Source organism: Streptomyces coeruleofuscus (assembly GCF_039532725.1).
Lineage (GTDB): Bacteria > Actinomycetota > Actinomycetes > Streptomycetales > Streptomycetaceae > Streptomyces > Streptomyces coeruleofuscus.
On sequence record NZ_BAAASE010000001.1, the window covers coordinates 718780 to 732238 of the forward strand.

General features: G+C 73.5%; 12 protein-coding genes. 8 read left to right on the forward strand and 4 right to left on the reverse strand.

Annotated elements, in window-relative coordinates; genetic code table 11:
• Positions 1-112 precede the first annotated feature (112 nt).
• Both ABFX81_RS03105 and ABFX81_RS03110 read left to right on the forward strand, forming a co-directional pair.
• Positions 113-1237 carry a hypothetical protein gene (locus ABFX81_RS03105; RefSeq protein ID WP_346137587.1) on the forward strand — a complete coding sequence of 375 codons (1125 nt, stop codon included), beginning with the start codon at positions 113-115 and terminating at the stop codon, positions 1235-1237.
• Between the two features lie 98 nt (positions 1238-1335).
• The gene (locus ABFX81_RS03110) at positions 1336-2013 is read left to right on the forward strand and encodes a response regulator (RefSeq protein WP_086849851.1); all 678 of its coding nucleotides are present in this window, start codon (positions 1336-1338) and stop codon (positions 2011-2013) included.
• 19 nt (positions 2014-2032) lie between these two features.
• On the opposite strand, the gene ABFX81_RS03115 is transcribed toward ABFX81_RS03110, so the two are convergent.
• Positions 2033-3055 (reverse strand): Gfo/Idh/MocA family protein, encoded by a 1023-nt coding sequence (locus ABFX81_RS03115; RefSeq protein WP_086849852.1) that lies wholly within the window; start codon positions 3053-3055, stop codon positions 2033-2035.
• Between the two features lie 128 nt (positions 3056-3183).
• Between ABFX81_RS03115 and ABFX81_RS03120 the strand changes: the two genes are divergently transcribed.
• The 5 genes from ABFX81_RS03120 to ABFX81_RS03140 all read left to right on the forward strand — a co-directional run bounded on the left by ABFX81_RS03120 (position 3184) and on the right by ABFX81_RS03140 (position 10863).
• A complete protein-coding gene (locus ABFX81_RS03120; protein ID WP_346137766.1) occupies positions 3184-3921 on the forward strand; it encodes a GntR family transcriptional regulator in 738 nt (245 codons plus the stop codon).
• A gap of 148 nt (positions 3922-4069) precedes the next feature.
• Positions 4070-5218 carry an ROK family glucokinase gene (locus tag ABFX81_RS03125; protein WP_086849857.1) on the forward strand — a complete coding sequence of 383 codons (1149 nt, stop codon included), beginning with the start codon at positions 4070-4072 and terminating at the stop codon, positions 5216-5218.
• Positions 5215-5796: a sugar kinase gene (locus ABFX81_RS03130; RefSeq protein ID WP_086849859.1), complete on the forward strand. Its 582-nt coding sequence runs from the start codon at positions 5215-5217 to the stop codon at positions 5794-5796. Before ABFX81_RS03125 ends, ABFX81_RS03130 begins: the two co-directional genes overlap by 4 nt.
• A 106-nt stretch (positions 5797-5902) precedes the next feature.
• Positions 5903-8752, forward strand: coding sequence for a DEAD/DEAH box helicase (locus ABFX81_RS03135; RefSeq protein ID WP_346137588.1), 2850 nt, complete (start codon positions 5903-5905; stop codon positions 8750-8752).
• On the forward strand, positions 8749-10863 hold the full coding sequence (locus tag ABFX81_RS03140; RefSeq protein ID WP_346137589.1) for an SWIM zinc finger family protein: 2115 nt from the start codon (positions 8749-8751) through the stop codon (positions 10861-10863). Before ABFX81_RS03135 ends, ABFX81_RS03140 begins: the two co-directional genes overlap by 4 nt.
• A gap of 22 nt (positions 10864-10885) precedes the next feature.
• On the opposite strand, the gene ABFX81_RS03145 is transcribed toward ABFX81_RS03140, so the two are convergent.
• Genes ABFX81_RS03145 through ABFX81_RS03155 form a run of 3 tightly spaced genes read right to left on the reverse strand, consistent with a single transcriptional unit; the run spans position 10886 to position 12419 of the window.
• Complete coding sequence (locus tag ABFX81_RS03145; protein WP_346137590.1) at positions 10886-11611, reverse strand: SDR family NAD(P)-dependent oxidoreductase; 726 nt, start codon at positions 11609-11611, stop codon at positions 10886-10888.
• 50 nt (positions 11612-11661) lie between these two features.
• Positions 11662-11988 (reverse strand): carboxymuconolactone decarboxylase family protein, encoded by a 327-nt coding sequence (locus ABFX81_RS03150; protein ID WP_086855452.1) that lies wholly within the window; start codon positions 11986-11988, stop codon positions 11662-11664.
• Between the two features lie 23 nt (positions 11989-12011).
• Positions 12012-12419 (reverse strand): (R)-mandelonitrile lyase, encoded by a 408-nt coding sequence (locus tag ABFX81_RS03155; protein ID WP_086855451.1) that lies wholly within the window; start codon positions 12417-12419, stop codon positions 12012-12014.
• A 142-nt stretch (positions 12420-12561) separates the two neighbouring features.
• On the opposite strand from ABFX81_RS03155, the gene ABFX81_RS03160 reads away from it, so the two are divergent.
• Complete coding sequence (locus ABFX81_RS03160; RefSeq protein WP_086855450.1) at positions 12562-13452, forward strand: MmyB family transcriptional regulator; 891 nt, start codon at positions 12562-12564, stop codon at positions 13450-13452.
• Positions 13453-13459 lie beyond the last annotated feature (7 nt).

The window sequence follows — 13459 nt, forward strand, 5'->3', positions numbered from 1 at the left end:
CGCGTGCGTACCGACCCCATGACCCCAAGCTCCAAAGCGAGTTGACTTGGCTGTGGCGATGGCCGATGTTTGTGCCGCCTTCAGCACCGTGAGTAACGGAAGGGACTTGCACGTGAGTTTCGGGGGACCCACCAATCCGTACCAGCCGCCCGGGCCGCCGAACGGCGGCCCTTATCCGCCACCACCGGCCAACGGCTCCTACATGCCGCCCCCTTACGCGCCGCCTCAGCCGGGCCCGGCACCGTACGGCTACCCGCACCCCCAGCCGTACCCCCCGCACCCGCACGCGCACCCACAGCCGTACCCGCACCCGTACCCGCAGCCGTACCCGTACGTCCCCCAGCCGCGGCCGGGCATTCGGGGCCCGGGCCGGGGCGGTCTGCGCGGTGGCGAATGGCCGTCGGTCCGCGAGCTGTTGCGGCAGGGGCAGCCGCGGGTCTCCGGCTGCATGTGGCTGGTGCTGCTCGCTCCGTGCACCTGGTTCGCGTTCCTGCCGCTCGTGCTGTGCTACTCGTTCGCGCGCTCGGCCCGCAACCTCGCCCACCGGCTGTTCCCGCACACACATCGGGCCGTGGACGACCGGCACGTGACGCGCGTGCAGAAGGTACGGGCCTGGACCGCGGCCGCCATGTCCCTGCTGCTGCTCACCGTGTACGGCAAGCCGGAGGACGTCGCCGAGGTCCAGGAGCAGTACATGATGCGACTGGCGGTCACCCCGCCCCTGCTGCTCCTGAGCGCACCCGTCGTGATCGCCGTGCTGTTCCGGTGGGCGTCCGCGGAGACCAGGTCGGCCATGCGGGTGCGGGTGCGGGCCGCCCTGCGGTCGGCCGGCTGGTACATCGGCGCCGTGACGGCCGTCCCGCTGCTCGGCGGGGCGATCATCCTGCTCGACCGGCACCAGACGCCCTCCTCCGGTTCGGCGGGCACCGCCCCCTGGATGACCCTCGCGGTCGCCCTGCCCCTGGCCTGGCTCCTGTTCTTCGTGGGGTTCGCCACCGGCCCGGCCGTCCGCACCGGCTTCAACACCGCGGCCGTGCACGCCGCGCTCCCCGCCCTGCTGACCGGGACGCTGGTGTGGGAGTTCGCCGCCATCAGCCTGCTCGCCGGCGGCCTGCCGCCCGGACCGCCGGTGATCCAGGCCCTCGCCGTCATCGGCGGTCCCGCCTCGGTGACGGCGGTGGTCTGGTGGGAGATCAGCCGCCTGCGCGCCCTGTTCGGGGTGACGCTGCGCGCCTGAGCACGCGGCCGGTCAACACCGCGCTCCGGACGAGGCGTTGGCGCGACCAGCGCCCGTCCGGTCCCCGCGTCCGCCCCGGCCGTGATTACGTATGGCCCATGACTGCGATCAGACTGCTCCTCGTCGACGACGATCCGCTGGTGCGGGCCGGACTGTCCTTCATGATGGGCGGGGCCGACGACATCGAGATCGTCGGCGAGGCGACCGACGGCGGCGAGGTGGAGGCGCTCGTCGACCGCACCCGCCCGGACGTCGTGCTCATGGACATCCGGATGCCGACGGTGGACGGTCTCACGGCCACGGAGCGGCTGCGCGCCCGCAAGGACGCTCCGCAGGTGGTGGTCCTCACCACCTTCCACGCCGACGAACAGGTCCTGCGGGCCCTGCGCGCGGGCGCCGCCGGATTCGTCCTCAAGGACACCCCGCCCACCGAGATCCTCGCGGCGGTACGCCGGGTCGCGGCCGGCGACCCGGTCCTGTCGCCCACCGTCACCCGCCAGCTGATGCTGCACGCGGTCGGCACCGCCGCCGACACCCGCCGCACACGCGCGCGTGCGCGCATGGCCGCCCTCAACGACCGTGAGCGCGAGGTCGCCGTCGCGGTCGGCCGGGGCCTGTCCAACGCCGAGATCGCCACCGGCCTGTTCATGAGCGTCGCCACGGTCAAGACGCACGTCTCCCGCATCCTGGCCAAGCTCGACCTCAACAACCGGGTGCAGATCGCGCTGCTGGCGTACGACGCGGGACTCCTGGAGGAGGAACAGGAGGGCCGCTGACCGCCTCGCGGGCCCGCCGTCACACGAAGGGGGAGGCGGTCCCGCCGGGGATCTCCGCGAGGTGCACCGGCCTGCGCTCCCGGCGCGACAGCTCGCACGCCTCGGCGACGCGCAGCGCCTGAAGGGCCTCGCGCCCGTCGCAGGGGTTGGCCCGCTCGCCCCGCACGACCTCGACGAACGCGTTCAGCTCCGCCTCGTAGGCGGGGCCGAAGCGCTCCAGGAAGCCGGTCCAGGGCTTGTCCGCGGCCGGCGGCCCGCTCGGCTCGGTGGAGGCGATCGGCGTACGGTCGTCCAGGCCGACCACGATCTGGTCGAGCTCCCCGGCCAGCTCCATGCGCACGTCGTAGCCGGCTCCGTTCAGGCGGGCGCCGGTGACCGTGGCGAGCGTGCCGTCGTCGAGGGTGAGGAGCGCGGCACCGGTGTCGACGTCGCCTGCCGCGCGGAACATCGCGGGGCCGGCATCGGATCCGGCGGCGTACACGTCCGCCACCTCCCGGCCCGTCACCCAGCGCAGCACGTCGAAGTCGTGGATCAGCGTGTCCCGGTACAGCCCGCCGGACAGCGGCAGCCACGTAGCGGGCGGCGGCGTCTGGTCACTGGTCAGCGCCCGCACGGTGTGCAGCCGCCCCAGCCTGCCGGAGCGCACGGCCTCGCGGGCGCCCGTGTATCCGGCGTCGAAGCGGCGCTGGAAGCCCATCTGGAGCACCGTCCCGGCCGTCTCGACCTCGGCGATCGCGCTCAGTGTCCCCGGCAGATCCAGCGCGATGGGCTTCTCGCAGAACACCGGCAGGCCCGAGCGTGCTGCCCGACCGATCAGTTCGGCGTGGGCCGACGTCGCCGTCGTGATCACCACGGCGTCGACCCCCCACCGGAAGATCTCCTCCACACCGGGCGCGGCCGTCTCGCCCAGCCGGTGCGCCAGGTCCTGGGCCCGCGAGGCGTCCGCGTCCGTGAGGATCAGGGAGCCGACGTCGCGGTGCCGGCTGAGGGTGTTCGCGTGGATTGTGCCGATACGGCCCGTTCCGATGACGCCGATGCGCATGAAAACAAAGTGCGTGCCCAGCCCGCCCCTGTCAATCTGAATGTCCGGACAATCTGACTACACAACTTCCCGTCAACAACGCACGGAGCTACGCTCGGCCCGTGCCGAAACCAGAAGTGGACCCGACCGTGCAGCTCGAGCTGAGCGTGGACCGCAGCTCTCCCGTGCCGTTGTACTTCCAGCTGTCCCAGCAGTTGGAGGCCGCGATCGAGCACGGCACGCTGACCCCCGGCAGCCTGCTGGGCAACGAGATCGAGCTCGCCGCCCGGCTCGGCCTGTCCCGGCCGACCGTCCGCCAGGCCATCCAGTCGCTCGTCGACAAGGGCCTCCTCGTACGCCGCCGCGGTGTGGGCACCCAGGTCGTGCACAGCCAGGTCAAGCGCCCGCTGGAGCTCAGCAGCCTCTACGACGACCTGGAGGCGGCGGGCCAGCGCCCGGCCACCAAGGTCCTCGTCAACACGCTCGTCCCCGCCTCCGCCGAGGTCGCCGCCGCCCTCGGCGTCGCCGAGGACAGCGACGTCCACCGCGTGGAACGCCTCCGCCTCGCCCACGGCGAGCCCATGGCCTACCTCTGCAACTTCCTGCCCCCCGGCCTCATCGACCTCGACACCGCCCAGTTGGAGACCACCGGCCTCTACCGCCTGATGCGAGCGGCCGGCATCACCCTGCACAGCGCCCGCCAGTCGATCGGCGCCCGCGCGGCGACGACGGTGGAGGCGGAACGACTGGCGGAGGAGACGGGGGCCCCGCTGCTCACCATGCAACGCGTCACGTTCGACGACACGGGCCGCGCAGTGGAATACGGCACACACACCTACCGCCCGACGCGCTACTCGTTCGAGTTCCAGCTCCTTGTGAGGACTTGAGCAGGGCGCGTTTCTTGGGGGCGCGGGGCTGTATCGATGTGCGGCTCCGCCGCGTGGGCGCGATCAGCCCCCACGCACCCGCACACGGCAATGGTGGGTTGTTCCCCCGCTCCGCACCCTGCCTCCCCGTGAGGCAGAATCGGCGGCGATGAGCACCTACCGCGACTTCACCGCCCCCATCGGCTCCCGCCGTGCCACCGTGCTCCGCACGGTCGGCACCCGGGAGCGCCGCTCACACCTGACGGCACCCCGCGTGCCGACGGTCGGCATCGACATCGGCGGTACGAAGGTGATGGCGGGCGTCGTGGACGCCGACGGCAACATCCTGGAGAAGGTCCGCACGGAGACGCCGGACAAGTCCAAGAGCCCCAAGGTCGTCGAGGACACCATCGCCGAGCTGGTCCTGGACCTCTCGGACCGGCACGACGTGCACGCCGTCGGCATCGGCGCGGCCGGCTGGGTCGACGCCGACCGCAACCGCGTGCTGTTCGCCCCCCACCTGTCCTGGCGCAACGAACCGCTCCGCGACCGCCTCTCGGGCCGGCTCTCCGTACCGGTCCTCGTGGACAACGACGCCAACACCGCCGCCTGGGCCGAGTGGCGTTTCGGCGCCGGCCGCGGCGAGGACCACCTCGTGATGATCACGCTGGGCACCGGCATCGGCGGCGCGATCCTGGAGGACGGCCAGGTCAAGCGCGGCAAGTACGGCGTCGCCGGCGAGTTCGGCCACATGCAGGTCGTGCCCGGCGGCCACCGCTGCCCGTGCGGCAACCGCGGCTGCTGGGAGCAGTACAGCTCCGGAAACGCCCTGGTCCGCGAGGCCCGCGAGCTGGCAGCGGCCGACTCGCCGGTGGCCTACGGGATCATCGAGCACGTCAAGGGCAACATCGGCGACATCACCGGCCCGATGATCACCGAGCTGGCCCGCGAGGGCGACGCCATGTGCATCGAGCTGCTCCAGGACATCGGCCAGTGGCTCGGCGTCGGCATCGCCAACCTCGCGGCCGCCCTCGACCCCTCCTGCTTCGTCATCGGCGGCGGCGTCTCGGCCGCCGACGACCTGCTGATCGGCCCCGCCAGGGACGCGTTCCGCAGGCACCTGACCGGCCGCGGCTACCGCCCCGAGGCCCGTATCGCCCGGGCCCAGCTCGGCCCCGAGGCCGGCATGGTCGGCGCCGCCGACCTCGCCCGGCTGGTCGCCCGCCGCTTCCGGCGCGCCAAGCGCCGCCGGGTCGAGCGGTACGAGCGCTACGAGCGGTACGCGCAGTCCCGCCGCAGTACCCAGGAGACGCTGTGACCGCATCCCTGCCGCACCAGGGCTCCTGGCCTGACGGCGAGGAACGCCCGGCCGAGGACCGCCGCCACATGATCCGCCGCAGGGCGCTCACCCTGCTGATCATCGTGCTGCTCATCGGCATCCCGGCCGGCTACCTGGTGATCTCCGCGAACCAGAGCCGGGACAGCGGCAAGGACAAGGAGGCGAAGTACTCGGCGACCGGCCTGACCGAGGGCTGGCCGTCCAAGCTCCAGCGCCGCATCTACCAGGTGCCCGTCCCGCACCCGGCCTGGCACGTGGCGTACTACGAGACCAACAACTGGAAGACCAGCCGCCTGTACGCCCAGTTCGAGACCAACGCGGCCGGTCTGGACGCCTATCTGACGGGCCTGGGCGTGACCCGGAAGGACCTGAAGAAGGACCACATCACCATCGGCGCCCGCGACCGCAAGGTCACCGGCTGGAAGTTCCCCGAGGGCGACTCGTGGTACGGCTTCGTCCACCGGCAGAAGAACCCCGCGCCCACGCACGACGTGGTGGTGGACCTGTCCAACCCGGCGTACCCCTGGGTGTACGCGGTGTCCCGGACGGTGCCCTGATCCGAAGCCCGGCTCGGCCGGCGCGGCCGCCGGGGCCGATTGTCAGACCCCGCCCGTAGAGTCGGAGACAGCTGATCCGAAACGCGGGCGGGAGGTGGCAGGACGTATGGGCGACACGGCTGTGACGGCCGAGCGGGCGGGGGAGCGGACGGTCCCGGTCCGGCTCCCGGCCGTCTTCCTGCCCGCGCCTGTCCCGCGCGACGGGCGCATCGCCTTCTGGGACCCCGAAGGGGAGCCCCTGCCCGCAAAGGTCACAGAGCTCACCGAGGACACCGAGCTCACCGTCGTACGACGGCACGGCGCCGGAGTCCGGCGGCGGACCGCCCCGGCGCTGACCCTCCCGCTGGACGAGGCCCTGCCGCTCCTGGTGCGCGCCCGGCACGACCCGGCGGCTCACCCGGCCACCGCCTGCTGGGGCGCGGCCGCCCTGCACGCCCTGCGGCTGACCGCGCGCGGCCGGCTGCTGCCCGGCCTGACCCCCACGGGCCACGACGCCTGGCGCGCCGGCCCGCTGGACCAGGACGACATCGCGCACCTGCGCGCGGTGGCCGCCGCCCTGCCGTACGAGGGGCACGCCGTCCCGCTGCCCGGCCCGGGCCCCATCCGCCTGCCCGAACGGGAAGCGCTGGTACGCGCCTTCCTCGACGCGGTCGCCGACACCCTGCCGCGCACCCCGGCCGCACCCCACGCCACCGGCAGACCCTTCGCGGCCCGCGACGCCCAGCACCTGCCCGACGCACACGACTGGGCCGCCGAGGTCGCCGCCGGCATGGACGCCGGCGTGCGGATCTCGCTCCGGCTGGACCTCTCGGCGTACGACCTGTTCGACAACGCCTTCGACGGCGGCGCACGCGGCGCCGGCGCCGCCATCGTCCAGGTGCACAGCCTCGCCGACCCCACCCTCATCGCCGACGCGGCGGCACTGTGGGCGGGCGAGGCGGACGACGCCTTCGGCCCGCGCGCCCGGGTGGACGCGGCCCTCGCCGTCCGCCGCGCGGCCCGGGTCTGGCCCCCGCTCGACCGGCTCTCCGACCAGGACGTGCCCGACGTGCTGGCGCTGGCCGAGGAGGAGCTGAGCGACCTGCTCGGCGTCGCGGCCACCCGGCTCGCCGCGGCCGGCGTCGCCGTGCACTGGCCCAGGGACCTGGCCCAGGACCTCTCGGCCGCCGCGGTGGTCCGGCCGGCCCCCGGCTCGGCGACCGACGGCACCGGCTTCTTCGAGAGCGAGGACCTGCTCCAGTTCCGCTGGCAGCTGGCGCTCGGCGGCGACCCGCTCACCGAGAGCGAGATGGACGCCCTCGCCGAGGCCCACCGCCCGGTCGTCCGGCTGCGCGACCAGTGGGTCCTGGTCGACCCGGCCCTCGTCCGCAAGGCCCGCAAGCGGGACCTGGGGCTGCTCGACCCGGTCGACGCGCTGTCCGTCGCCCTCACCGGTACCGCCGACGTGGACGGCGAGACGGTCGAGGCCGTACCGGCCGGCGCGCTGGCCGCCCTGCGCGACCGCCTCACCGCGGGAGTACGCCCGGCCGCACCGCCGCCCGGCCTGCACGCCACCCTCCGGGACTACCAGCTCCGGGGCCTGGCCTGGCTCGACCTGATGACCTCCCTCGGCCTCGGCGGCTGCCTCGCCGACGACATGGGCCTCGGCAAGACCGTCACCCTCATCGCCCTGCACCTGAAGCGGGCCCGCCGCGAGCCGACCCTGGTGGTCTGCCCGGCCTCGCTGCTGGGCAACTGGCAGCGGGAGATCACCCGCTTCGCACCCGGCGTCCCCGTCCGCCGCTTCCACGGCCCGGACCGCAGCCTGGAGGACCTGGACGGCGGCTTCGTCCTCACCACGTACGGCACGATGCGTTCCGCGGCCCCCGCCCTGGCCGGGCAGGCGTGGGGCATGGTCGTCGCCGACGAGGCGCAGCACGTCAAGAACCCCTACTCGGCCACGGCCAGGGCGCTGCGCACGATCCCGTCCCCCGCGCGCGTGGCCCTGACCGGCACGCCCGTCGAGAACAACCTGTCGGAGCTGTGGGCGCTGCTCGACTGGACGACCCCGGGCCTCCTCGGCCCGCTGAAGTCCTTCCGCGCCCGCCACGCCCGTGCCGTGGAGAACGGCGAGGACGAGGAAGCGGTGGAGCGCCTGGCCCGCCTGGTCCGGCCCTTCCTGCTGCGCCGGAAGAAGTCCGACCCGGGCATCGTCCCCGAGCTGCCGCCCAAGACGGAGACCGACCACCCGGTGCCGCTCACCCGCGAACAGGGCGCGCTGTACGAGGCGGTGGTCCGTGAGTCGCTGCTCGCCATCGAGACCGCCGAGGGCATGGCACGCCGGGGCCTGGTGCTGAAGCTCCTGACGTCACTGAAGCAGATCTGCAACCACCCGGCGCTGTACCTGAAGGAGGAGCCCGCCCGGGCCGGCGGCGACCGGCTCGCCGCCCGCTCCGGCAAACTCGCGCTGCTGGACGAGCTGTTGGACACCCTGCTCGCCGAAGACGGATCCGCTCTGGTCTTCACCCAGTACGTCGGGATGGCCCGCCTGATCACCTCCCACCTGGCCACCCGGGCGGTCCCGGTCGACCTGCTCCACGGCGGCACGCCGGTACCGGAGCGGGAGCGCATGGTGGACCGCTTCCAGGCCGGCTCGACCCCGGTCCTGGTGCTGTCCCTCAAGGCGGCGGGCACCGGCCTCAACCTCACCCGCGCGGGTCACGTCGTCCACTTCGACCGCTGGTGGAACCCGGCCGTCGAGGAACAGGCCACCGACCGTGCCTACCGCATTGGCCAGACCCAGCCCGTGCAGGTCCACCGCCTCATCACCGAGGGCACGATCGAGGACCGCATCGCCGAGATGCTCCAGGCCAAGCGCGCCCTCGCCGACGCGATCCTCGGCTCCGGCGAGTCGGCCCTCACCGAACTGACGGACCGCGAGCTGTCCGACCTGGTCTCCCTGCGGAGCACGCCATGACGCCCCGCCCGGCCGACGAGGCCCGCCGGGCCCTGCGGGCGGCCCGCGAGCGGGCCGCGTCCGACCCGGCACCGGCTTCCCGTCCCGCGCCCTCTCCTGCCCCGACCCCCGTCGGGCAGGAGGCCCCCCACCCGGCGGACGTCGCCCGTGAGGCACTGCGAAGGGCGGTGTCCAAGCCCGGGGGCGGCGAAGGCCCGGCGAGGGACATGGGCGCGCTGCCGGACGCAGATACCGAGGTGCTCGCCGATCAGCCGGGAGACACCTCGCGGGACACGTCGGGACCCGCCGGGCCGGACGGCTCCGACCACCGGGAAGAGGCCGGGGAGACCCCGGCCCCGACGGACTCGGCCGACACCCGCACCGGAGAGGAGGACCGGCCTTCCGCCCCACCCGAGAGCACGGTGACCGCTCCCTCAGGAGGCACCGACCAGCCGGCCCCCCGCGCGGCGGACATCGCACGCGAGGCGCTGCGCGCCGCTCGGGAGGACGCGCGGCGGGCACGGAAGGAGACGGAGAGCGAAGGGGCCCGGCGCAGGCGCGGGACACGCCAGAGCCGTGTGGACGAGCGGGCGGCGGCCCTCCGGCGGGCGCGCGGGGACTCCGCCGGCGGGGAAACGCGTGACGTACGGCAGATGCTGTCCGACGCCTTCCGGATGCCCGAGACGGACCCCGGCGGGACGCCCGAGGCCCCGGACGAGACCGGCGATGAGGACTCGCCCTCACCCCACACCGGCATCCCCGACGCCGCCACAGCCACCGCGCCGCCCCATGCCCCCACCCCCTCCACCACCCCGCCCCCGACCCCCCGGACTCCTGGCGACCTCCACAGCCCCCTGGCTCCCCACTCCATGGCCGCTCCCAACCGCGACAACGAACTCCGCCGCACCTTCCCGGCCTTCCCACCCCGGGAGCCGGACGACAAGGGCTTCGCCGAGAGCTGGTGGGGAAACGCGTGGGTCGCCGCGCTGGAGCAGGGCGCGCTGGACGTCAAGCGGCTGGAGCGCGGGCGGGGTTATGCCGGGCAGGGGCATGTCGATGCCATCACCGTGACGCCCGGCCTGGTGCTGGCGTACGTGCGGGGCAGCCGCCCGCGTCCGTACCGCGTGCAGGTGCGGCTGCGCACACTCGACGACTCCGACTGGGAGCGCTTCCTGGACGCCGCCGCCGACCGGCCCGGGCACATCGCGGCACTCCTCGACAAGGAGATGCCGCAGTCCCTCGCGGACTGCGGCGTGCCCCTGCTGCCGGGCCCGGGCGACCTGGAGCCGCGGTGCAGCTGCCCCGACCGGGGCCACCCCTGCAAGCACGCCGCCGCCCTCTGCTACCAGACGGCGCGGCTGCTCGACGCCGATCCCTTCGTCCTGCTCCTGCTGCGAGGCCGGGGCGAACGCGAGCTGCTCGACGCGCTGTCCCGGCTCAGCGCCACCCGCGCGGCGCGCGCCGCCCAGGACAAGGGGCCCGCGCCCCTCCCCGGAGTGCGGGCCAGTGACGTTGTCACGCCGCACGCCCTCCCGCCCCTGCCGGCACCGCTGCCGCCGCCCCCGCACCCCGAACAGCCCCCGGCCTACCCGGCGTCCCCCGGCGGCCCGGACCCGTTCGCGCTGGACCAGCTGGCCACGGACGCCGCCGCGCGGGCCCACGCCCTGCTCACCACGGGCCGCGACCCGGTCGGGCGGCTGACGCTCTGGGAAGACGCGGTCCGCCTGGCCGCGGCCCGCCCCGGCTCGGGACTCACCGCGGGCACCCGGGCGCTCTACTCCTCCCTGGCCACCGCGGCGGGCCGCACCCCGTCCGAGCTGGCCCGTGCGGTCGCCGCCTGGCGCCAGGGGGGACCGGCTGGCCTCGCCGTACTGGAGGAGCCGTGGGACCCGCCGGCCGGCCGGTTCGACCGGGCCCGTCCGCTGCTCCTCGCCGCCGACCTGCCCGCCTTCCGCCCCTGGCGCAACCACCTCACCCACCCGCACGGCCACGTCCAGCTCCGCCTGGGCCGCGAGGGCCTGTGGTACGCCTACGAGTCCGAGCCGGGCCAGGAGGACTGGTGGCCCCGGGGCACCCCCGACCTGGACCCGGTCGGGGCCCTGACGGGGCTGGGCATGGCGAGCGACCTCTGAGACGGCCGATGCTCCTGACCGCTCAGAGCGCGGTGCCCGTTTCCTCGGCCAGCGTCCGCAGGAGGCGGTCCTGGAACGCCTCGTCGTGGACGGCGCGGTGCGGTCGCAGTTGCTCGCGGTGGTACCAGTAGCCGCCGGTGGTCAGGGCCTGGGGCTCGTCGCTGGAGGCGAGCCACTCCTGTGTCCGATGGCCGAGCTCCAGATCGTCCGGTGCGCCCGGTCCGCCCATCCTCGTGGGCACCCAGCCCGGATCGACCGCATTGCTCAACACCTCCGGGCGCAGGCGAGCCACCGCGGCGGCGAGCGTCGTGACGAACAGTTTGCTGTCGGCGTACGAGCCTTCGCTCCTGCCCCTCCAGTCGACCCCGTCGAGCGAGGGACGCCCGCCGAAATGCGAGCCGCTGCTGAGGTACACCAGTCGGCGCGGGCCGCGCAGCAGGGCCGTGAGCAGGTAGGGCGCGATGATGTTGACCGGCATGACCGCCGGTCCGCTCCACACACCGGCGTTGTGGATGACGGCGTCGAGCGGCTTCGCGTCGTTCAGCTCCCCGGCGATACGCCGGACGGCGTCACGTTCCGTGAAGTCGCCCACCACGAGCTCGGCCCCACGGGTGACCAGCGTGTCGAGGTCCGCCGCGCGCTGCCGGTTCCGGGCGTGCACCACGACGTCGTGTCCGGCGGACAGCAGCGCATCGGCTGCGGCGTGTCCCAGGCCGTCCGCGGAACCGGTCACCAGGATGCGGCTCATGAGCGCACCATTCCTTCGACTCGCATGGTGACAGTGTCCCTTCCGTTCGCTCAGTCCGAGAAGACCTGCTTCGCGACCGTGATCGCCGTCATGGCCTTGGGCCAGCCGGCGTAGAAGGCGAGGTGGGTGATGGCCTCGATGAGCTCGGTCTCGGTGACGCCGTTCTCCTTGGCTCGTCCGAGGTGGAAGCGCAGCTGGTCGGTGTCGCCGCCCGCGAGGAGGACGGCCACGGTGATCAGGCTGCGGTCGCGGGCGGCCAGTTGGGTGCGGTTCCACACGTCCTCGAACAGGACGTCGTCGGTCAGTTCGGCGAGCTTCGGAGCGACGTCGCCGATCGTGCGGCGTCCGCCGCCGATCTGCCGGGGCTGGTCGGTCATCGAAAGTCCTTACTGCTGTGTGATCAGCGGCTGCGGGGGCGGTTGTACTGCTCGTCGGTGACCGGCTCGTTCCAGGTGGTTTCCTCGCTGCCGTCGCCCTTGCCCTCCCACATGGCGATGTGCTCCATGAAGCGACCGGGGGTGGCGCCGTGCCAGTGCTCCTCGTTCGGAGGGCAGGTGACCGTCTCGCCCGGGTGCGCTTCGAAGACCGTGCCGTCACGGGTGCCGATCAGGGCGGTGCCGGAGACGACGTGCAGGGTCTGGCCCAGCACGTGGGAGTGCCAGTGGGTACGGGCGCCGGGGGAGAAGCGGACCAGGTTGGCACGCATCCGGGACGGCTCCTTTCCCGCGTGGATCACGTCGAACCAGACGTCGCCGGTGAACCAGTCCGCGGGGGCCTTGACGGTGTCCTGCTGCCTGACGAATTCCATGGTGTCTCTCTCGGACGTCGGGGGTCTTGCCGACCGCTTCACCACCGAGGAAACCGAAGGCCGATGGGCTGGAGAAGGGTCTGTCGTTACCGGTACTGACAGGACCCCCCACACCTGCGCCGTCCCCCCTAGCCTGGACCGCGTGAGTACCGAGGGCGACATCCGCGAGTTCCTGGCCTCCCGCCGCGCCAGGATCACCCCCCAGCAGGCCGGCCTGCCCGCCTACGGCGGCAACCGGCGTGTGCCGGGCCTGCGCCGCGAAGAGGTCGCCATGCTCGCCGGCGTCAGCATCGACTACTACATCCGGCTGGAGCGCGGCCGCCTCGCGGGTGCCTCGGAGGAAGTCCTCGACGCCGTCGGGAACGCCCTCCAACTCGACGACGCCGAACGCGCCCACCTCCACGACCTGGCCCGGGCCGCCGCCAAACGCCCCACCCGGCGCGAACGGACCCGCGGCCCACTTCCCGACAGCGTCCTGCGCGTCCTGCACTCCATGACCGACTCCCCGGCCTTCATCCGCAACGGCCGCCTGGACATCCTCGCCGCCAACCGCCTCGGCCGCGCCCTGTACTCCCCGCTCTTTCCCGACCCCGCCACTGCGACGGCGAACATCGCCCGCTTCCAGTTCCTCGATCCCGACGGCCGCGACTTCTTTCCCGACTGGGATCAGTCGGTGAACACCACCGTCGCCCTGCTGCGCACCGAGGCGGGACGGGCACCCCACGACCGTGACCTGACCGGACTCATCGGCGAACTCGTCACCCGCAGCGAGGAGTTCCGCACCGCCTGGGCCAAGCACAACGTGCGCCTGCACCACACCGGCCGGAAATCCTTCCGCCACCCGGCCGTCGGCGTCCTCACCTTCGACTTCGACGCCATGGAACTGCCCGCCCAGCCCGGCCTGACCCTCACCGCTTACAGCGCCGCCCCGGGCACACCCGAGCACGACGCCCTGCGACTCCTGTCCTCCTGGGCCGCCACCGAGAACGCCGAGCCCACCGGTCATCCGGCAGGTCCCGGAGCCCGTTCCTGACCGTGAC